This window comes from Dickeya oryzae, from assembly GCF_020406815.2.
Lineage (GTDB): Bacteria > Pseudomonadota > Gammaproteobacteria > Enterobacterales > Enterobacteriaceae > Dickeya > Dickeya oryzae.
The window spans coordinates 3,151,839-3,172,131 of the sequence record NZ_CP162670.1; the positions used below are offsets into that span (position 1 = coordinate 3,151,839).

The window sequence follows — 20,293 nt, forward strand, 5'->3', positions numbered from 1 at the left end:
CAACGGCAAGCCTGAGACCTGCCACCATGCCATACACCCACTAGCGAGCAAGTACCCGTCGGGTCGATGCCGGGTTATTCACCAGCTTTTCTGCTGGTCGGATCGGGCGGCGAACCAGTTCACCGCCACAATTGGGGCAATGTCCGTTGAGTTTATCCTGCGCACAATCGGCGCAAAACGTGCATTCAAACGAACAAATCCGCGCCAGCAAGGAGTCCGGCGGCAGATCGACATCACAGCATTCGCAGTTGGGCCGTAACTCCAGCATGGTGTGTTCTCTCCGGTTTTTCAGGGATGATTTATGATCACTGACTTTACGCGCTCAGTAAGCCGCTCGCCAGCCAGTCATCTGTGCTTTTTATCCCCGGCAACACGAAGAAATAGCCACCGCCGATCGGTTTGATGTACTCCTCCAGCGGCTCACCATTAAGCCGTTTTTGCACCGTCAGGAAACCTTTTTCCAAATCGGCCTGATAGCACACGAACAACAGCCCCATATCCAGCTGGCCGGAATTGGATACCCCCAGCGAGTAGCTGTAGCCACGGCGCAACATCAGGTTGGCGCGGGTCTCCGGCGTGCGCGGGTTCGCCAGACGGATGTGCGCATCCAGCGGGATCACTTTCCCCTCCGGGTCACGGCTGTAATCCGGCTCATCATGTTCATTCACCATACCCAGCGGCGCACCGCTGTGCTTGTCCCGCCCGAAAATGGTTTGCTGCTCCTGCAACGGTGTGCGGTCCCAGAATTCAACATGAAAACGGATGATACGCGCTGCCTGATAGCTGCCGCCTGTCGCCCATGCCGGCTCGCCAGATGCCGCACCGACCCACACTATCTGGTTCATCAAGGCGTCATCCCCGGTATTGGGGTTGGCGGTACCGTCTTTGAAACCCAGCAGGTTAACCGGCGTTTCGTTGCCTTTGCTGCGCGCGGCATGTGCGGAGATAAATCCTTCGCGCTTCCAACGCACGCTGAGCAGGTCCGGCGTTTGTTTGATGATGTCACGCAGCGCGTGCAGCACCGTTTCGTTGGTGTTGGCGCAGATTTGCAACAACAGATCACCATGACACAGGCTGGCGTCCAGCGAATCGTTGGGAAAACGGGTCATGCGTTGCAGCTTCAGCGGCTTGAGTGCCTGCAAACCAAAACGCTCGTCAAACAGTGATCCACCGACCGACACGGTGATAGTGAGGTTATCCGGGTAGATATCGGGCCCCATGATGCCGGAATCCAGCGGTGGCAAGCGCGGGTCTACATCAGGCACTTTGCCCCCTTGCGTCAAAAACGCAATACGCTGGGTCAGCAACCGAAACAACCGAACCAGATCGGCTTTGTTGGTTGCCAGTACATCAAACGCCACCAGCATCATCGCCGCCTGTTGTGGCGTGACGACACCCGCCTGATGTTCGCCCAGAAACGGCTGCTTTTCCCAGCGATCATCCTGAGCTGCCTGCGGTTTCTCTTCCGCCTGCGCCAGCGTGTCCGCACCGAGCGCCAGCGCACCGCCCATCATCCCCAGCCCTTGCAATAAGCGGCGGCGTGACGGTGAAGCCAGGTCAGGATGAGCCGGGCACGCAGAGGGATGAGAAGACTTCGGCCCGCCTTGCGGGCCCGTGGTATGACTCATGATTGCTCGCCTCAATCCAGCCCAAGCACGCCGCGCAACTGTGCCAAATCTTCCGCCAGCGTCGTGATCGGCCCTTTCAACGCGGTGCGATCGGCATCACTCAGCTTCTCGTAAGACTCAAACCCGTCTTTGGTTTTGTACTTCGCCAGTACGCTATCAACGGTTTTGAAATTGGCGTCAACTTTGCCAAGCAACGTCGGATTGGCCTTCTCCAGCAACGGACGCAGCAGGTTAACAATCTTTTGCGCGCCATCAACGTTGGCCTGGAAGTCCCACAAGTCAGTACGGCTATAGCGATCTTCCTCACCGCTGATCTTGGTTGCTGCAACTTCCTCAATCAGATCTGCGGCACCGCCCACCACTTTATTCGGCGGGAAGGTCAGGCTGGCGATACGTTTTTGCAGTTCCTGGGTATCGGCATTGAGTTGATCGGCGTAATGCTCCATCCCTTTGGTGGAGTGATCGGCGAATAGCGCTTTCTCCAGGCGGTGGAAACCGGTGAATTTCGGGTCGTCAGCTTTCTTCTCGTAGTCATCTTCGCGGGCGTCAATACTCCCATCCAGATCGGAGAACAGCTCGGCAATTGGCTCAATACGCTCGTAGTGCTGACGGGTCGGTGCATACAGTTTGCGCGCCTCATCCAGCTTACCGGCCTTGATAGCGGCCGTGAACAGTTTGGTCTGCTGAACCAACGCGTCCACTTCTTTGGTCACATACACCTTGTATTCGGCGATAGGCCCGACCAGGTCCAGAACGTTGGTTTTGGCTGTAGTCGCCTCAGCGCTGGCGGTAACCACCAGCTTACCTTTCGGGTTGCTGAGCAGCCCGCAGGTCATGTCATACTCACCCGGCTCCAGATTCGCGGTCATCTTTTGGGTAAAGCCCGGCGCGATGTTCTCACGCTCTTCCACCACCATCACCCCTTTGAGGATTTCCCACTCCAGGTTTTTTTGGCTGGCGTTGGTGACGACAAACTGTGTTTTACCTGCCGCGACCGTCACCTGCATCGGCTCGCACTGCTTGTCATTGACGGTTATCTTAACCTGCGCAATATCCGCAGCCAGCACACCAAACGCAGGCATAACCAGCAGAGCGGCGCACAGCGCCGTACGACGAAAAACAGGTGTAGACATAGACGTATCCCTTTTTGCATTAATTGTTAATGGTGATAGTTTCTTGAAATTACAATCGTCATTGATGATGTTTACGTGCCGTTGCCATCGCATTCGGCTCCATGCGCTGGGGCAGGAAAAAGCACACCAGCGCCGGGATCAGGTACAGGAAATAGACCACCACTTCACTGACCGTCGGTGTTTCCTGATAACCGAACAAGCCTTCTAACAGGGTGCCAAACAGGGTGTGGGTCGACAGCGTGGCGCTGAAATCAAAGGCAATCTGCTGGAATTGATTCCACAACCCGGCTTCGTGAAAGGCGCGGATCGCCCCGGCAGCCAGACCGGCGGCAACAAACAAAATGAACAGGCTGCTCCATTTGAAGAAGCGGGCCAGATGCAGTTTCACCCCGCCCCAGTAGATCATCACGCCGACGGCAATGGCGCACACAAGCCCAAGCACCGCGCCGATCGGCGCGTAAATACCGACATCCTGCTGGAAAGCGGCCAGCAAGAAGAACACCGACTCCAGGCCTTCGCGCGCGACGGCGAAGAACACCATCGCCACCAGCGCCCACCCTTGACGCTTGCTGGCATTGAGTGCCTGATCGATAGCACCTTCCAGATGAACGCGCACCGAGCGAGAGACTTTGCGCATCCAAAACACCATGTAAGTGAGGATGACCACCGCGACCACCGCCACGATCCCTTCAAACAGCTCCTGCTGTTTTTGCGGAAACTCACCGGTGGTGGCGTTGATAAAGACCCCGAGTGCCAGACATAACGCCAGCGCCAGTACCACCCCCGCCCAGACGGCTCCCAGCCACTGTTCGCGCTGGGTACGCTTCAGGTAGCTGGCAATCAGGCTGACGATCAGTGCGGCCTCCAGACCTTCACGGAACATGATCAGTAACGGCACAAACATGGATGGATACTCCTTAAGGCAGCCTGCACATACCGGCAGTCACACACAAACGATGCAAATCGGACAAAGAATGATAATAGTTCTTATTAATATAAAAAGGGAAGGAGGGGATAACTCAATTTTTTCTAATCAAATATTTCAATACGGTCAGTGATACGGGTCAGAGACAATTCCGTGTCGCGACCAGCCAATAGCAGATAAATTACCCATCAATCATATTTTTATATAAAAATAACGATACCCACATCTGGAGATAACTCACCGGCACTATAGTCGTACACACTGGCTGCGGCCTTTTTTCTTCGCCAGATATAACGCCTGATCAGCCCCCTCTTTCAGGCGCTGAATATCGCAGGGGTTATCGTTGGAATGTGAATAGACGCCTACGCTCACCGTCACCACCTGTTCAGGCAGTAGCGACGCCTCATGCGGCAGTGCGCAGCAGCGTATATTCTCCACCACTTTCTCACCGTATACCGCAGCCTGTTCACCATTCATCCCAGGCAAAATAATCGCGAACTCCTCACCGCCATAGCGGGCCGCCAGGGCGTTGTCCGGTAGCGGCAGGCTGTTCAATACGCTGCCCAGTTGGTTCAGGCAACGATCGCCTAGAACATGACCATAGGTATCGTTGTAACGCTTGAAGAAATCCACATCCAGCATAATCAATGACAACGACCCGCCTTCATCACGAGCACGGTTCAACGATTGCTCCAGGTAGAGATCGAAACGCCGACGGTTAGCCAGTTTGGTGAGTGGGTCGATCAGGGCCAGTTTTTGCAATATTTTATTCTTGTCGCTTTCCTCCTGATGCAGACGACTAATCGCATCCTTGTTTTTTACCGTCTGCCGAACCTGCCTGAGCACAATGCTCCCGAGGAAAAGCATAGTGAGTAACACCATGAGATTAATCACTATCGCCGGTACATTCTCCTTCAGCCAGCGCGCCTGCAATGCCTCCCGCTCAAAGCTTGCCGCCACCACCAGCGGATAACGCTCCAGCTTGACATAGCCGACAATACGCACCTTGTTATCCAACGTGGTGCGCCAGATACCCGTACCGCTGCCCTGCTCCAGCCGGGATTTTTCAAACAGGCCACCGTCAGAGAAGTTGCTGTTAATGTATTGTTCCCGGTTAGGGTAGAGGTAGATGGCATGCCCATCAGCATTCATCAATGACAGCACACCGTTATAATCCAAAATGAAATAACTGTAGAAATTACCAAAGTAATTATGATCGATAGAGGCAATTAAAACGCCCTTGAATTCACCGTTCGGCCCATTGATTCGTTTCGCCACCGGAATAATACGTTTGCCAGTCAGCGCACTGGTGGTCACCTTATCAATGTACAACGACGCAGTGTCATTATTCTTTAGCCAGGAAAAATACGCCCGTCGGCTGGCATTATAGATATACAACGGCCCTTTTCCGGAAGATGAAATCAGTGTCCCAGTTTGGTCAAAGAGGTAGAACCCGACTAATTGTGGCAATACCGAACGGTGAGCATCGAGCACGCTTTTAACGCGCGAGGAATCCAGCATGCCGGTTTGTGATAATTCGCGCAGCATGTCATCCATAGCCACTTCAATGGGGACAAAGGTATCCTGCGCCTGACGTGACATCGCCACGGATAAATTGGCGACCGTTTTCTCTGCATGCATCAACAGACGGTGATACGAGTTCCAGAAATTCCAGGCGCTGCTGGTAATAAAAATCAGGCTACAGGCTACCAGAAACACCACGGTAGCCATGCCGGGAGAAGCGCGAAAAGGCAATGTGCGAAGGAAACGCAGAACACGGAACTGAAAATGATTATTATCTGACATAGGCGTTCTCAATGGGGCAACAACTTATCTATACCCGTCATACTTTCTATACTCGCCATACTTCAACTCGTCATGCTAGCCGATACTTCAGGTGGCGTCCCGTTAGTATCACCGCTTGCACCGCCACCCTTTCAGATGCGGAAGCACAAGGCGACCATCACATCATGCTCTCATCATCCTGCATCAGGATTTATTTTCTGCCCGCGATGCAGTGCTGAACCATCTCAGTGCAGTCCACTCCCCGATATCATCGCTAGCATTCACATCTGCACGCTATCCGTGCCTTTTATTAACCCAACAATGATAGCTCTTTTAGATTATTTTAACATTTCAAGAAAAAAGACAGCTGTTTTTTTCTGATAATGTGCAGCGGCACTAAAATAATGCAATTAGCGCACTGAAATAATCAAATATAATTCTCCCGACATCTCGTTTTATAAAAATCTGTCGAACATTTCATTTTCAACACCGGGCGGATTTTTACATTACATAAAAAAGAAATAAAGTCATAAAGACCCAACAAAAAACCAATATATCAGAATATAATTCTTATTTTTAACCATCGTTGACAATATAAAACTGTTTGATAGCATCAAACAACAGTACATGGGTCCTATGCCGTCGTCTTATTCTTTTAAAGAAAAGACGCGAGTGCTCATTATTTTTATGGTTTTAATTATCCACACCCAAAATAATTTGAGTTGATGAATACAGCGCATTGCGTTGGTTCTTTTTGTTTTTATTCTCATGATGGAGTTGGCGATGACGATCAAAAAACCGTATTTATTGTTTCTGGGTGATGCCCATGACCAGCTGGCCGCTAAAGTGGCGATAGGTATTAAGCAATGGCATCCAGAATACTGCGTCGGTCAGTATCGCATGTCAGGATGTCAGGCGGATTGCGGCCTGCCTGATATGACACTCGACGAGGCATGGGCAGCAGGCGCGCGCACGCTGGTGATCGGCGTAGCAAACCGCGGCGGTATCATTTCTGATGCCTGGGTAGCCATACTGCGTCAGGCGCTGGAGTACGGCATGGATCTGGCGGCCGGTTTACACAATAAACTGGCGGACGTGCCAGCCATCAACACGCTGGCCACCCGGCTCGGGCGCTCACTGTTTGATGTACGTCATCCGACCCAGCATTTCCCGGTAGCCAGTGGCCGTAAACGCAGCGGCAAACGCTTGTTACCCGTCGGCACCGACTGCTCCTGTGGAAAAATGTACACCGCTCTGGCAATTGAACAGGCGCTGCTGGCTCGCGGCGCTCATGCCACCTTTCGAGCCACCGGCCAGACCGGCATTCTGATTTCCGGTGCGGGTGTGAGTATTGACGCGGTGGTATCTGACTTCATCGCCGGTGCGGTGGAAACCCTCGCCCCCGATAACGATGCTGACCACTGGGATATTATCGAAGGTCAGGGATCGCTATTTCATCCCTCTTTCGCCGGGGTAACCACCGGGATTATCCACGGCGCGCAGCCCGATGCGCTGGTGCTGTGCCACGAACCGACCCGTACCCATATGCGGGGAGTGGACTATCCGCTGCCGGACCTGCAAGCCTGTATAGACCTCAATCTGGCGATGGCGCGGTTGACCAACCCACACGCCCGCTTCGTTGGGGTTTCTATCAACAGTGCGCAGTTAAGTGAAGCGGACGCGCTGGCTTATATGGCGAAACTGGAACAGCAACTGGGATTACCGGTGGTTGACCCCTTCCGTCAGGGCGTGGACCGCATCGTCGACCAACTGTAAGGACTGCATGATGGCAGAGTTAATCGTCGCCCATGAGCGGTGGGCGTTGAAAGAAACCTTCACCGTTTCACGTGGCAGTAAAACCCACGCTGATGTCATCAAAGTCACAGTCCGTGACGGGCATGTTGAAGGACACGGCGAAAGCGTCCCTTACGCCCGGTACGGTGAAAATGTCAGTGGTGTGGCAGCACAGCTTACCGCGCTACAAGACAAGGTTCGGCAAGGGCTTGACCGACAAACGTTACAGACACTGCTGCCGCCGGGCGCGGCGCGTAATGCGCTGGACTGCGCATTGTGGGATCTCGACAGCCAACGACAGGCAACACCGGTCTGGCAACTGGCCGGGTTACCGCGCCCGGAGCCTGTTGTCAGTGCCTTCACCTTGTCGTTGGATACCCCGGAACGGATGGCGCAGGCCGCGCAACGTCACGCACACCGCCCACTGCTGAAACTGAAACTGGCGGATGAACACGATATCGAGCGCGTCGCGGCGGTACGCCAGTGGGCACCGCAGGCACAGATCATCGTCGATGCGAATGAAGGCTGGACCACCGATCTGTATCTGAAACTGGTACCCGAACTACAACGTCTTGGGGTGAGCTTGATTGAACAGCCACTGCCCGCTCACGACGATGAAGTGCTGGCCACGCTGCCACGCCCTATTGCACTGTGTGCCGACGAGTCCTGCCATGACCGCCGGACGCTACCGGGGCTGGCGACTCGCTACGATATGGTCAACATCAAGCTGGATAAAACCGGTGGATTGACCGAAGCGCTGTTGCTGCGTCAGGCGGCACAAGCACAGGGGCTGAAAATCATGGTGGGATGCATGGTCAGTACGTCGCTATCGATGGCACCCGCCTCGCTGGTGGCGCAGGGTGCGCATATTGTCGATCTTGACGGGCCGTTGCTGCTGGCAGAAGACCGGGTCGGCGGGCTGGAATGGCGCGGCAGCCAACTGTATTTATCTGAAACCGGGCTGTGGGGCCACCCTCGCCTTTGCTTAACGGGAGCGGTGTAATGTCACGTACTGTTTATGTTAACGGGCACTATCTGCCTGAGGAACACGCGACGGTTTCGGTGTTCGATCGTGGTTTTCTGTTTGCTGATGCGGTGTATGAGGTCACAGCGGTGGTCAATGGTCGGCTGGCGGAATTCGACGGCCACATGGCGCGACTGGAACGCTCCTGTCGTGAGCTGAACCTGCATCTGCCCGTCAGCCAGGCCGCGCTGCGGGAGATTCATCTGCAGCTTATCGAGCAAAACCGGCTGGAAGAAGGCGGTATCTACCTGCAACTCACGCGGGGCAGTACCGGTGACCGTGATTTCGCATTCCCGACTGACGCCGCGCCGACACTGGTGTTGTTTACCCAGTCACGCCCGGTGATTCATCACCCGTGTGCGGAAAAAGGTATTCGCGTCATCACCTGCCCGGACCTGCGCTGGCACCGGCGCGACATCAAAACCGTCAGCCTGCTGATGGCTTGCATGGCGAAAGAGTGGGCGCACGCAAAGGGTGCCGATGACGCCTGGCTGGTGGAAAACGGCATGGTGACCGAAGGCAGCTCCAGTAACTGCTATATCGTCGATACCCACAACCACCTGATCACCCGACCGCTGAGTAACGACATCCTGCACGGCATCACCCGTAAGGCGTTACTGCAACTTGCCGCCGAGCAAGGTTTGACGGTAGAAGAACGGGCGTTTAGCCCGCAGGAAGCACGGGCCGCCAAAGAAGCGTTTATCAGTTCCGCCACCACCTTTGTCTGGCCGGTGGTGGAGATAGACGGCGTGACCATCGGGGAAGGACGCCCCGGCCCACTGGCACGGCAGTTGCGGGACATCTACATCGCCATGATTCGCGAGCAGACCGCCGGGTAACATCGCCATCATCCGCTCAATCATCAATGAGCGGATGATGACGTCTCTTGCCACGCAGGCGCTATGCTACCCCTTGCGACACAGCGGACGACCATTGACCTTACCGGAGCCACACAACCAGCGGGCCTTGCCATCCGTGATGGTATAACCGTTGGCGTCCGGCTCGACCTTAACGTCACGCAGGCTCAGCCCGGCCAGTTGCACCGGCTCCACGCCCAAAAACCAGAGGTGTTCGCCGTCGGTCGCCAACTTTTCATTATTCGCCAGCATGCGGATATCCGCCGCTTTCACGCCGTCAGGCATGCCGGGATACGCCCGCCCGAATACATAAAACCCGGTTTTATCCAGTGCCGTACTGAATGTCAGACAGCGAAAACTGGCGGCATCGCCATCGGAGCGCTGTTCACCCCGGTAATACAGGTTGCCGTCGATAGTCGCCCAGCCAAAGCAGTGGCCCGCGCTCGGTGCCGATTTCTGATAGGGAATGACGCTGGTTTCGTTCTCCACAAAATAATAATTCTGCTTGTCGAATGCCTGATTTCTGGCCAGTGTTTTAAAACTGGCGACATCCACACCGCTCAGTTCCTCACCATCAGGCAACCAGATGTGGTTACGATCGCGGAAAAACGGAAAATCCAGCGCCTGAAAACTGTCGGCGTCAATGTCCTGTTTCATGCGCTCGCACCCAACATAGGACCCGACATTAGTAATCAGAAACGTGTCATAGCGCAATCTGGCGCTTTCAGGCTTGAAGCCATTCGGCAGCGGTTGCTGATTGCAGTAGTAACGTGAGCCGGATACCGCCAGCGCAACGCGCTTTTCCCGCAGTAACACCCGAAAATCGTCCGGTTTTGCACCGGCCAGCACCTGCGGATCGGCATTCACCGACACCCGGTAGACCACGTTACCCTGTTCAACCTGATAAGGCGTCTTCACCTCCGCCTGCGACGACAACGCCGTCATACCCAGCAGCAAAGCAAGATATCCGTTCCGTTTCATACAGTTTCCTTGGGTTTTATTGGTTTTATTTTTAGCAACGTTATTACTGACAACGTTGATTTTATAATTACTCGCTATCCACCTGCGATGACATGGCGCATCGTATCACTGCGTATCGGTCTCTTTCCCGCTTGACCAGTGCATCGCCAGCTTTTGGGCAGCCTTAATCTCATCTGGCTGCATGGTCACTTCCAGGTCATTACGGGCAGCGAGCGCCTCGGCCATGCCTTCGGTCGCCGCCAGCGAATACCACGCGTAGGCGTGGATACGATTACGTGACGCACCCAGCCCATCCTGGCGCATCATGCCCATACGATACTGTGCCATACGGTTGCCGTCATGCGCCGCGAAGCGATATTGCTTCATCGCTTCCACATAATCCGCTTTACCGCCCTGACCCAGTCGCAATATCTCACCATAAGCCAGCCGGGACTCGGTATCACCGGTCGCCGCCGCGTTGGCAAATACCTCACGAGCCCGCTCCAGTTCACCGCGTTTAAGCAACCAGTTGCCCAGCTCTCGTGACGCCGGGACATACCCCGCCGCCGACGCCAGCACCAGATAGTATTCCCGTTTGGTGGCGTCTGACTGCATCTGACTCAGCTTGTAATCCGCCTCGCCATTGCCCTTGCCAGAGGCGCGATCCAGCCAGTAGTGCGCCTGTTTGTCGTTCTTCACCAGCCCTTTATTGCCGTCACGGTAAGCCTGTGCCAGCCACAGCTGTGCATCGGCTTCGCCGTTAGCCGCCGCTTTTTGGTACCAGTCGAGCGCGTCTTTCCCCTCGGCATGTTTTGCCATCCACAACTGGGCCTGCGGTTGCCCCCGGTCTGCCGCCCGGAAATACCAGCGCTCGGCCAGATCGGTACGCTTCGCGACACCTTTGCCTTGTTCATAGCGCTGGGCAAGCTGGTACTGCGCGTCCCGATCGCCCAAATCCGCTGCCTTTTCTATCCACCCGGTCGCTTCTTTTTCCGCACCGGGATGCGCCGTATACCACTGTGCGACCACCAGTTGCGCTGGGGCATACTGGTTATCCGCCGCACGTTCGAAGGCATCCAGACAGGCGGCAACCAGTTTACCCTGATGCTGTGCCTGACAATCGGTACCCAGCCGGTAACCCGCCTCGCCACTCCCCAGCCGCGAGGCTTTCTGCCACCACTGACGCGCCAGCGGCGTATTTTTCGGCTCACCCAATCCGGCCTGATACCAGTCACCCACCTGTAATGCCGCTGCGGCGCGGGTGTCTTTGCTGGCAGCGGAGACATCCGTCAAGGCGGCGGCTTTTTGCATCCACTGCATCGCTTCAACGTAATGCGAGTGGGAAGCGAGTTGCTTCGCCAGCCGATACTGCGCTTCACCGTTGCCGCGCTCCGCCGACTGGCGCAAATCCGCGTCGGACAGCGACGACACCGGTGCCTGACAGGCGGCCAGCAAACTACAGGACAGCGCCGCCACTAATCGTATTTTTCTCATCATGTTACCGTCATTACCCTGGTGATATCCGGCGGGCGGCCGACGATGCCGCCCGGTGCCAGTTTTAACCTCGCGCCAGTTTTACTTCACGACTGTCTTTATCCCGAGACTGTCTTTATCTCGCGACAGTCTTTACCTGCCGCTCTCGCCTTGCTGTAAACGGTACAGCCGAATGGTGAAAGCACGCAGTTCGTCTTCCATACCGCGTAATTCCGCCGGGGTCAGCGACTGACGGGCGGCTTTGCGCGCCTCCAGCGTCCGCAGGCGAATGCCAAAAGGCACGTCGGAGGACAAATCTTTTTGAATATCATAAAGTTGTGATTTCAGGTACGAAATGGTCACCGTCCGGCGCTGTTTTTCCAAATCCAGCAACTGTTGCAGGGTATCGCCCACCTCGGCACGTGCCAGCTCGTAACCGCTGACACGCGGCGGCTTGTCACCTTGCTGACGATCAAGGGCTATCTGCCACTGCCGGTCCATCTCTTTCACCGCCAGCGAATCGGGATACAGTTGTTGCATCACACCTTTAAGCCCCTCGCCATACTGGTAGAGGTAAAACGACGAGGCGTTTTTCACCTGTTCCAGTTGCGCCTGATAGCGGTTGATCAGCTCCCCTTCCATGCTTTGCAGCTTCTGCTCGCCCAGCACGATGCGCACCCGACGGATGTCGTTGTGATCCGGCGCGGCAGGCAGCGTGTACGCCGGTTGTTGTAACAGCGCCAGCGCCTCGGCTTTCTGATTCTGCCAGTACTGCCAGCCGGTGATGGCTGCCACCGGCAGCGCACAGCTCAGCACACCACAGGCAAACCAGAACCAGCCCGGTTTCGGCTTACGGTGCGCTTCAATTTTCAATACGGTAGGTTTCATCTGCCCTTTCTCCCGTCCGACCAGAATACTGCCCGACGGCAGCGCCGGCTGGGCGGCGGCGGCCGCAGACGCCATACCGCCCGGCTCCATATCAGACTGGAAGAACACCATCGGCGGAATCTGCATATCCTGCTGTTTCTTCAGTGTCTGATCGTCAGACACAATCACAATCTCGGTTTCATCGAACAGATGGGTATACCCTTCGATAAAATGCAGCAGGTTTTCCACCCGCGGAATACGGCTCAGGCCCGAGTTATGCAGCTTTTCGCTCATCAGTTGCAAGGCGCGCTCGCAGCGATACACCAGCCGCTTATGTTCGTGGCTGATGGCGTACTGGCGGATCACCTCGCTGATGCGGGCGATAAACCAGTCCAGCACTTCGATACGCGCCCGCTCCTGATGCACCGGCGGCCAGAAATTCTCCCACTGGGTCACGATCAGGTTGGCGAGAAACTCGCACCCTTCGGTAAAACCGTTCAACCCGGCCAGACGCGAGCGCGCCAGGGTGAAATAGATAGCGGTTTGCAGGTCGACACCCTGCTTTTCAAAAATCGCGGTCGCCATATCGTGCACCCGCATCCAGTCCACTTCCGGGCGGGATGCATGGCTTAGCTTGTTGATTTCCGCGCGTAACGCCTCGTACTCAGGCAGCATCCGTGGATCACGCCCCACTTTCAGGGCCTGTTGTGCATCTTGCATATCACGTCATCCGGCTACGGGCGAGCAGGCCGATGCCCACTCGCCCTCTGGGTTAATAGAGAGAATCAGGCAGCTTGAACTGGCTAAACAGGCCACCGGCAAACGGGTTATGGCTGGCATCGGTATATACCCGATAAGTCATGCCACCTTGTTCCAGTGAGAAGCGCACGTCGAACGTATTGTCGTTGACCTGGGTTAGCTGGCCGTTGGTCAACAGGCGGAACATCGCCCACGGTCCGGTGAAGCTCAGGCTACGTGGCGAGCGCTCGCGGTCATCCGGCACCAGCGTCAGCTTGCTTTCAGCGCCGTCACGCATGCTGTTCGGCCACACCAGCGGCGTTTTGGTCCGGCGTCCGTGGCTGTATTCCAGCAACTGTCCGTCAAGGTTCAGAACACTGCGACGCTTGTTAGCGGTCAGTTCCACCGGCTCCACCACGAAGTGGATTTCCAGGCTGCCTTGCGCGTTAAACAGCGTCTGGCGGATGCGGGTCGCACGATCAAGCTGTTTCACCAAATCGGTTTGCATTGCCGACGCACCTTCCCCTTCCAGCATCCCGCCTTCCATGATGGATTTGAGGTTGGTCTGGTAGAAGTTATCCAGCGTGCCGCCAGCCGCGAAGAAGCGTTCCATCTCGGAGAGCGGAACATCTTTGTCAGACGATGGGTTGAACGGGTAGCGATCCGCCAGTTTTTCATTAAACAGCGTCACCACCTTGTCCAGCCATTCCTGATTCAGTGACGACATGGCAAGACCGGTCACCAGACTGGCGCTTTCTCCCGCCAGTTGACCGACCCACCGATCCAGCGGCGATGGCAGGCTGCGGGCATACTGCTGCAACGCGAACACCGGGTCAGCGAACTTGTTACCCTGACGTGCCTGCACCGCTTTCAGTGCCGCCTGCCCCGGATCTGTCGCATTCACGATCTGATCGAGATAGTGGTAGAGATCGGTCAGCTTCTGGTTGACCTCCTGCACCAGCGGCCCCTGTTCACCCCGCCCGCTCAGCGCGGCGTTAATTGTCATAAACGGACGACCAATACGGGTATTGATACCTTGCGCGGTGTCGTTCTCGTCATCCGCCAGCTTGCGGATACGGGTGTTATCACTCACCGTGGTCAGCACCCGCTGGAACGGCTGATCATTACCGGTAATGTCAGTCAGGATGTTCAACGCCTGCTCCGGGCTTTCCAACGGCTGCACATCGATATTCGCCAGCGCTTTTTGCCACTGGTTGATGTAGTCGGTGATGTAGCGGTCATTCACCTGCCGCAGAATTTCCTTACGGTCTGCCTCGCTCAGGTGAGCACGCTCACGCTGCCCCAATACCCAGGCATCCAGCGCGGTCAGGTCCAACAGTGTCTTATCCTGCTTGAGGTAAAAATCGCTGAAACCGGGATAGGTCAACAAGCGAGGTACGGTGCCTGCCTTGTCATTACGCAAACTAAATACCGAGTCAAACGTCGGCCCGACCTCGTCGCGGAGCGCCAAATCCGGCGGCAGCACCTGCGTGGCCTTCATCACCAGACTCTGGTAGACACGCTGGTACATCGGCAGCTTGCTCAGCTCGCGCTGAGCACTGGCGATCGGGTCGACAAACGGTGCAAACGTCGAGATGGCCACCGTATCCTTTTGCTCGCGGGACTGGTGCCAGTCGGTCCTCTCCAAGGCGTAATCCAGATGCTGCATCAGCTGTTCCTGCACCTTGCCCTGACCGGGGAATGCCTTTTGCCAGCGCAGTGCCATAAACTGCTCCACCAGCGTCTTGTTACGCCCGGAGGCGTCGTCCAGCATCCGCATTACCCGCAAGATAGTGAGCTTTTGTTCACTACCCGCCGGTGCCTGATTCAGGTCTTCCAGCAGCCCTTGCATCACCGCAGGCAAGAAACGCTGGTTAAGCATTTGCAGATATGAGCCTTCCACGTAGGGGCCAATCTTATCGCCCTGATACAGGCCAAGATCCGCCAGCATCGGCGTACGTTCATGGTAGTTACCGAACGACAAGGTAGCGTCGCGGATCAAATTCAAACGCGGCAACTGCTGGTAACCGTATCCCGCCTGCCCTTCCAGCTCGTTGGTGCCGATGAACGCCTGCGCTTTGGTCAGCACGTTACGACCGGCTTCTTCGTTGACCCGGTAGAAATGGTGCCAGCTACCGATCATCGCCAGCCCAAACAGCACCATGCAGGTCACCCCAATACTCATGCGGCGACGACGATAGAGGCTGTGCAGCCGGTTTTCCCCTGCCAGACTGGCCTCCGGGAAAATCACCTCCGGGAACAGTTTCTGTACGAAGAAGGTATTGGATTCGCCGCGCATCGCCGCATTAATCGGCTCCGGTAATTGGTAACGGCGGGAAGCGGACTGAGCGAAGGCGTCAAACGGCACCCCTTGCTGATACACCGAACTGGCGTAAACGCCGCGTACCAAAAACGCACGATCGTCGCCGGTCGCCAGTGTTTCGTTCAACACGTCCGTCACGTAATCCTTCAGCCCGGCCAACTGACGCACGAAGGTAAACAGCGTATTGCGCACGCCGCGGTCCGACTGCGTCAGCAGCATTTCCGGCAGGTTATTGTTAAGGCTGTTGATCCACTCATCCCAAAAGCGTTCCAGCTCCTCCAGCCAGCCTTTGCTATGACTGGCCTGTGGGGTAAACGTCACCCCCAACACCGCCTGACGCGCTTCCCGGTTCAGCGACCGGTACACCACGTCAAAACCACGCAGCATGTCCAGACGGGTCAGCGCCACATACAGCGGCAGGCGGGTATTGATGTTGACCGCTATCTCCTGCAGGCGAGCGCGCATCACCTGCGCATAGGCCTTGCGCTCCGACACGCTGGCCTGCGACAGCCAGGAGAGATCGATAGTCAGCACCAGCCCGTTCAGCGGCTGGCGACGGCGGTTAAGGCTCAGCCATTGCAGCAAATGCTGCCACAGACGCGCGTGACGCCCGGCCGACGGCTCTGCGCCAACTTCCGGTTGCGCCAGCAAGTGACCGCTCGGATCCCAAATAACCGCTGATTCACCGACCCAACTGTTCACCTGCTGGCCGCCAGCGACTTCACGCAACTCCGCATCCAGCTTCGGGTTGAGCTTATTGGCCGGGTTAGCACGATGGATCAGGCTGCTTTTACCGCTGCCGGACAAACCAATCGCCAGATACCAGGGCATGGCGTACAGCGCCTTTTTGCCGAGCTGGGTTTGAAACGCCTGTAGCCAACGGTCCAGAAAGGTTTGCTGGCTATCAACGTATACCTGCAAGGGGTCTTGCTCGATAGTCTGCTGTTCGCGACGTTCCGCACGCAGTTGCTGTACCCGACGCCAGACACGCCAGGCGCTGTAGGCAAACCCCAGCCACAGCCAAACCAGCGTAAACACCACGCGACCCCACACGCTTTGCAGTGGGCGTATCTCGCCGAGGAGCAGACGCGGCCCCAGCCACCAGGCCAGCACTAACGCGACTACCCATACCACCACCCCCAACAGCAGCCAGGACGGTTTCAGTTTCGGCAGTTGTTGCCGCAGAAAGGTAATGATTATTTTCAACATAAGTGACCATTCAACTCCGAATGTCTTATTTCCTGCGGGACGCGCTCAGCCGCTCCAGTCGGCTGACCATTCCCGGTTCCCACTGCATCAGGCCCAATCGCTCGCTTTCCTGCCACAGGTGCTGATAATGCTGTGCCGCCAGTGCTTTCATGCCTTCTTCCGCCAGTAAATCCGCCAATACCAGCTCGGCCAAAAAACGCTCACGCGGTTCTTTCAAACGTCGAATACGTTCATCCAGTAGCGACAATGCAGCGCTCAGCCCTTGCTCGGCGCAGCACGCCGCCGCCTCTGCCGCCAGGTCGTCCTGTCGCTGAATGCCACCGCTACCACGCCCTGACTGCGCGGATTGCAGCCACTGGACGCATTTGGCCGACAGAAACGGCGACCCATCGCTAAACGACAGTTCGCGCAATTCCGGCAGCCGGGTGAGAAACGCCGACAGTTCATCGGCGATGGCGCTGGCGACAGCGCCATGCCCCAGCCGGGTCGCTACCATCGCTGACAGCATGTGGCCGTCAAACCAGTACGGTGCCAACGTCAGGCTCTGTTCAATCTTGTTCCACAGCGCCAGATCCGCCTGTCCAAGCGCGCTGTGGTACTCATCCACCCGGTCAGGCGATACCGGCGCTAACTGGGTTTTGTTACCCCGCGTCGCCATCGGTGGGGTGGTAATACCCGCCCAGATAGCATTGCGGCGCAGGCGATACCCCACCGGCGCTTCCGGCTGGCGTTCTACCAGCAACGCCGCCACGGTCAGTTGCGTCTGCTTCCAGCTACGATCGTCCGAACTGTTGATATCGACCGTCGCCGCCACACTGGCCGTACTGCTGTGACTACTGTTCCCGGTGCCCCCCTCCAGGCTGGTTGCACCTTGCGCGCCCGACGTCGGTGCCGCAGCCGCTTGGTTGGCTTTCTCCTGCGCCTGATGGCGTTGCCGGGCACGCTGAAGCGCCGCCACCAGTTCATCGGTGAGGTCCGCGTTGCTGTCCGCAAGCCCACGCCAGCGCGAGGCCAGTTGTTCCGCCAGCTGATGCAACTGGCCTAATTCCGCTCCCGAGGCCTGCTCCGTCATACGGGGCAGCACGCCTTCAAAACGGCGGATAATTTGCACCATCAGCTTCTGTTTTTGTGCCGGACTGGCCGGAAACGCCACCGTCCAGTAAGCCTCCAGCCAGCTATCGAGCAACATGATGGCGGTGGCGAATGGCGTCGCCTTAGCCGGGTGTTGCAGGCAACGCAGCAACTGCACCAGCACCCGCATGTCTTTGGTTCGGCTCTCCAGCAACGTCAGGCATTGACCAGCCACCGCGTTAAGGTCCACCTGGCTGTGCGCCAGCGATCCCAACTTGACCAGCTCGGTTTCTACCTGCTCCCACAGCGGGTCATCCGCCGCTACCGCTGCGCGCAGCGCCTCATCAGGCAATGACGTCAGTAATCGTTTACACCAGGGGTGTGCATGCATACTCATCGCCCCTACCAGCGACACTGCTGGCGCAGCGGTGTCAAGGCGTCACCCAACCCGGTGAGGTCGATACGCAATATCTGGTTTTGTTCGCCGTTGAGCACCAGTTCCTGATGGCCGACCCAACGCTTGAGCGCGTCGATAGCGGGCAGACCACGGCCAAATTCCAGCAAGGTGCCGCGATTACGCACGAACCAGTTATCCGGTGCGCTGGCCCCATCCAACTGAGAGGTCACGTTGTCACCTGACCACGGCTGGCTCAGCGTCAGCCGCAGGTGGGTAATGCTGCTGGCGCAACTGATAACCAGCGTGTTGCCATCCGCCAGCGTGCGCGTCAGAGTGATATCGCCATTGGCCGCCTCACGGTTAAGACGAAACGCATTCTCCCCCGTACCGCCATGATTCATCGCGGACGCAGGGTCGTTTGCACGCGCGCTCTCGCGCCCCAGCGCGTCATAACAGGCCAGACGCACCTGCGGCGACGTCTCATTACGGCACTGTTCCCACAGCGATTGCCAGGCGGGGTCGGGCGAGCCGACTGCCGCCATCAGCAACGGCACCATCGTCAGCATCATCAATTCACCTCCAGTTTCTGGCACTTGTGATCCAGGGTTCGTTTAGGAATATTCAGGCTTTCCGCTACCAGCAGGCGGTTACCCTGAAACTGGCGCAGACGCGCGGCAATCACCGCCGCCTCGTACTGTTGGGTGGCGATACGCAGGTCCTGAATATGGTGGAACGCGTCGCTGTCGGCGGCAGCGCTTGCGCATACCCGCTGGTGTAATTCAGGCGGCAACGACTCCAGGCGGATCGGCTCACCTTCCGGCGTATGGGCGCACGCCACTTCCAGCAGGTTGCGTAACTCGCGCACATTACCGGGGAAGTCATACCCCAGGAGTTGCTTAAGAAAGGTGCGATGCAGCGGCCCCAACGGTTTTTGCTGTTGTTGGGCGAACTGCCCGATAAAGTGCTCGCACAACAGGCCGATGTCGTCCGGGCGATCGCGCAGCGGTGCCACCTGCACCAGACACTGGCACAGCCGGTGATAGAGATCCTGGCGAAACTGCCCTTGCGCGACCCGCTGCTCCAGTGGTTGGTGCGTGGCGGCGATCAGCCGAAAATCGGAGTGACTCTCCTGCCCTGCACCCAGCGGGCGGAAGCTGTGTGTTTCCAGCACCCGCAGCAATTTGGCCTGCATCAACGGTGGCATATCGCCCACTTCATCCAAAAACAGCGTGCCGCCGTTGGCCTGCGCCACCAGCCCGATTTTGTTGCTCTGCGCGCCGGAAAACGCCCCTTTCTCATAGCCGAACAGCTCGCTTTCAATCAGGTTTTCCGGAATAGCGGCACAGTTGATGGCGATAAACGGCCGCCCGGCGCGATCGGAACACTGGTGCAACAGCCGGGCCACCACTTCTTTGCCCACCCCGGTTTCGCCGTGAATCAACACCGCCAGACGATGAGCTGCCGCCTGACAAATCTGTTGATGTAACTGCCGCACCGCGACGGACTGCCCAATCAACGCGTCCGCCACCCGTTTTTCCCGTTCCTGTCGCAGTGCGCCTTCGTCTTTCATCTGGCGTAACGAATCACGCAATGCAGTCTGTTCACGCTGGCTGCGCCCCAGATCGCGGATCAACGCCAGCTGGCTGCAAAATATCTGCGCCAGTTGCACGTAGTCATCACATCGCCCCAGCGCCTGCAACCGCTCCGGCGTATCCAACAACGCCAGTACCGCCAGTGCACGGCCATCCTCGGCCAGCAACGGCATGGCGTGCAGGCCACAAGCGGTGCCTGCATCAGCCAGTAACTGGCGAAACCCTTCGTGTTCAACACGGGCACCGCCATACAACGATGCCCAACTGCGAACCTGGTTCTTAAGCAGCACATAGGCCAGCGGATGGCTGAAATCATCCACCCCGAGCGACAACGACAATGGCGTGCGATGCACCCAGCCGTTACAAACCAACTGACGCCCGCTAACGTCCACCATTCCCAGCAACGCCCCCTGCGGCTGCCATGCCGAGCGCAGCGTGCCGAGCAGCCAGTCACACAGACCGGCTTCATCCCGGTGGCGGGTTAGCGAGAACGCCAGAGAGAGGGCCGCTTGCATGC

15 protein-coding genes are annotated in these 20,293 nt (G+C 57.1%); 3 read left to right on the top strand and 12 right to left on the bottom strand.

Features of this window, described 5'->3' with window-relative positions; translation table 11 throughout:
• Positions 1–40 precede the first annotated feature (40 nt).
• The 5 genes from LF929_RS13700 to LF929_RS13720 all read right to left on the bottom strand — a co-directional run bounded on the left by LF929_RS13700 (position 41) and on the right by LF929_RS13720 (position 5,492).
• Positions 41–268 carry a DUF1272 domain-containing protein gene (locus LF929_RS13700; RefSeq protein ID WP_012884030.1) on the bottom strand — a complete coding sequence of 76 codons (228 nt, stop codon included), beginning with the start codon at positions 266–268 and terminating at the stop codon, positions 41–43.
• Between the two features lie 46 nt (positions 269–314).
• Positions 315–1,628, bottom strand: a complete 1,314-nt coding sequence (gene efeB / locus LF929_RS13705) for an iron uptake transporter deferrochelatase/peroxidase subunit (RefSeq protein ID WP_210177665.1) — start codon at positions 1,626–1,628, stop codon at positions 315–317.
• 11 nt (positions 1,629–1,639) lie between these two features.
• Positions 1,640–2,761, bottom strand: coding sequence for an iron uptake system protein EfeO (gene efeO, locus LF929_RS13710; RefSeq protein ID WP_210175368.1), 1,122 nt, complete (start codon positions 2,759–2,761; stop codon positions 1,640–1,642).
• Positions 2,762–2,819: 58 nt separating this feature from the next.
• Positions 2,820–3,665: an iron uptake transporter permease EfeU gene (gene efeU / locus LF929_RS13715; RefSeq protein WP_016943525.1), complete on the bottom strand. Its 846-nt coding sequence runs from the start codon at positions 3,663–3,665 to the stop codon at positions 2,820–2,822.
• A 267-nt stretch (positions 3,666–3,932) separates the two neighbouring features.
• Positions 3,933–5,492, bottom strand: coding sequence for a sensor domain-containing diguanylate cyclase (locus tag LF929_RS13720; protein WP_226093467.1), 1,560 nt, complete (start codon positions 5,490–5,492; stop codon positions 3,933–3,935).
• Between the two features lie 762 nt (positions 5,493–6,254).
• Between LF929_RS13720 and dgcN the strand changes: the two genes are divergently transcribed.
• Genes dgcN through LF929_RS13735 form a run of 3 tightly spaced genes read left to right on the top strand, consistent with a single transcriptional unit; the run spans position 6,255 to position 9,128 of the window.
• A complete protein-coding gene (dgcN, locus tag LF929_RS13725) occupies positions 6,255–7,247 on the top strand; it encodes an N-acetyltransferase DgcN (protein ID WP_226093468.1) in 993 nt (330 codons plus the stop codon).
• A gap of 10 nt (positions 7,248–7,257) precedes the next feature.
• On the top strand, positions 7,258–8,268 hold the full coding sequence (gene dgcA, locus LF929_RS13730) for an N-acetyl-D-Glu racemase DgcA (protein ID WP_226093469.1): 1,011 nt from the start codon (positions 7,258–7,260) through the stop codon (positions 8,266–8,268).
• Positions 8,268–9,128, top strand: a complete 861-nt coding sequence (locus LF929_RS13735) for a D-amino-acid transaminase (protein ID WP_038907466.1) — start codon at positions 8,268–8,270, stop codon at positions 9,126–9,128. Before dgcA ends, LF929_RS13735 begins: the two co-directional genes overlap by 1 nt.
• Positions 9,129–9,194: 66 nt before the next feature.
• Here the strand turns inward: LF929_RS13735 and LF929_RS13740 are convergent, their stop codons facing one another.
• The 7 genes from LF929_RS13740 to LF929_RS13770 all read right to left on the bottom strand — a co-directional run bounded on the left by LF929_RS13740 (position 9,195) and on the right by LF929_RS13770 (position 20,291).
• The gene (locus LF929_RS13740) at positions 9,195–10,127 is read right to left on the bottom strand and encodes a DKNYY domain-containing protein (protein ID WP_038907463.1); all 933 of its coding nucleotides are present in this window, start codon (positions 10,125–10,127) and stop codon (positions 9,195–9,197) included.
• Between the two features lie 105 nt (positions 10,128–10,232).
• Complete coding sequence (locus LF929_RS13745) at positions 10,233–11,603, bottom strand: tetratricopeptide repeat protein (RefSeq protein WP_038907462.1); 1,371 nt, start codon at positions 11,601–11,603, stop codon at positions 10,233–10,235.
• A gap of 129 nt (positions 11,604–11,732) precedes the next feature.
• Positions 11,733–13,166, bottom strand: coding sequence for a VasL domain-containing protein (locus LF929_RS13750; RefSeq protein WP_023639317.1), 1,434 nt, complete (start codon positions 13,164–13,166; stop codon positions 11,733–11,735).
• A 52-nt stretch (positions 13,167–13,218) separates the two neighbouring features.
• The gene (gene tssM / locus LF929_RS13755) at positions 13,219–16,716 is read right to left on the bottom strand and encodes a type VI secretion system membrane subunit TssM (protein WP_226093470.1); all 3,498 of its coding nucleotides are present in this window, start codon (positions 16,714–16,716) and stop codon (positions 13,219–13,221) included.
• Positions 16,717–16,741: 25 nt separating this feature from the next.
• A complete protein-coding gene (gene tssA, locus LF929_RS13760) occupies positions 16,742–18,178 on the bottom strand; it encodes a type VI secretion system protein TssA (RefSeq protein ID WP_226093503.1) in 1,437 nt (478 codons plus the stop codon).
• 11 nt (positions 18,179–18,189) lie between these two features.
• Positions 18,190–18,753 (bottom strand): type VI secretion system-associated protein VasI, encoded by a 564-nt coding sequence (vasI, locus tag LF929_RS13765; RefSeq protein WP_226093471.1) that lies wholly within the window; start codon positions 18,751–18,753, stop codon positions 18,190–18,192.
• On the bottom strand, positions 18,753–20,291 hold the full coding sequence (locus LF929_RS13770; RefSeq protein ID WP_226093472.1) for a sigma-54-dependent Fis family transcriptional regulator: 1,539 nt from the start codon (positions 20,289–20,291) through the stop codon (positions 18,753–18,755). Before LF929_RS13770 ends, vasI begins: the two co-directional genes overlap by 1 nt.
• Positions 20,292–20,293: the final 2 nt, after the last annotated feature.

Excerpts from the sequence above, each read along its gene's own strand:
- LF929_RS13700 (WP_012884030.1), bottom strand. The coding sequence starts at position 268 with ATGCTGGAGTTACGGCCCAACTGCGAATGCTGTGATGTCGATCTGCCG.
- efeB (WP_210177665.1), bottom strand. The coding sequence starts at position 1,628 with ATGAGTCATACCACGGGCCCGCAAGGCGGGCCGAAGTCTTCTCATCCC.
- efeO (WP_210175368.1), bottom strand. The coding sequence starts at position 2,761 with ATGTCTACACCTGTTTTTCGTCGTACGGCGCTGTGCGCCGCTCTGCTG.
- efeU (WP_016943525.1), bottom strand. The coding sequence starts at position 3,665 with ATGTTTGTGCCGTTACTGATCATGTTCCGTGAAGGTCTGGAGGCCGCA.
- LF929_RS13720 (WP_226093467.1), bottom strand. The coding sequence starts at position 5,492 with ATGTCAGATAATAATCATTTTCAGTTCCGTGTTCTGCGTTTCCTTCGC.
- dgcN (WP_226093468.1), top strand. The coding sequence starts at position 6,255 with ATGACGATCAAAAAACCGTATTTATTGTTTCTGGGTGATGCCCATGAC.
- dgcA (WP_226093469.1), top strand. The coding sequence starts at position 7,258 with ATGGCAGAGTTAATCGTCGCCCATGAGCGGTGGGCGTTGAAAGAAACC.
- LF929_RS13735 (WP_038907466.1), top strand. The coding sequence starts at position 8,268 with ATGTCACGTACTGTTTATGTTAACGGGCACTATCTGCCTGAGGAACAC.
- LF929_RS13740 (WP_038907463.1), bottom strand. The coding sequence starts at position 10,127 with ATGAAACGGAACGGATATCTTGCTTTGCTGCTGGGTATGACGGCGTTG.
- LF929_RS13745 (WP_038907462.1), bottom strand. The coding sequence starts at position 11,603 with ATGATGAGAAAAATACGATTAGTGGCGGCGCTGTCCTGTAGTTTGCTG.
- LF929_RS13750 (WP_023639317.1), bottom strand. The coding sequence starts at position 13,166 with ATGCAAGATGCACAACAGGCCCTGAAAGTGGGGCGTGATCCACGGATG.
- tssM (WP_226093470.1), bottom strand. The coding sequence starts at position 16,716 with ATGTTGAAAATAATCATTACCTTTCTGCGGCAACAACTGCCGAAACTG.
- tssA (WP_226093503.1), bottom strand. The coding sequence starts at position 18,178 with ATGCATGCACACCCCTGGTGTAAACGATTACTGACGTCATTGCCTGAT.
- vasI (WP_226093471.1), bottom strand. The coding sequence starts at position 18,753 with ATGATGCTGACGATGGTGCCGTTGCTGATGGCGGCAGTCGGCTCGCCC.
- LF929_RS13770 (WP_226093472.1), bottom strand. The coding sequence starts at position 20,291 with ATGCAAGCGGCCCTCTCTCTGGCGTTCTCGCTAACCCGCCACCGGGAT.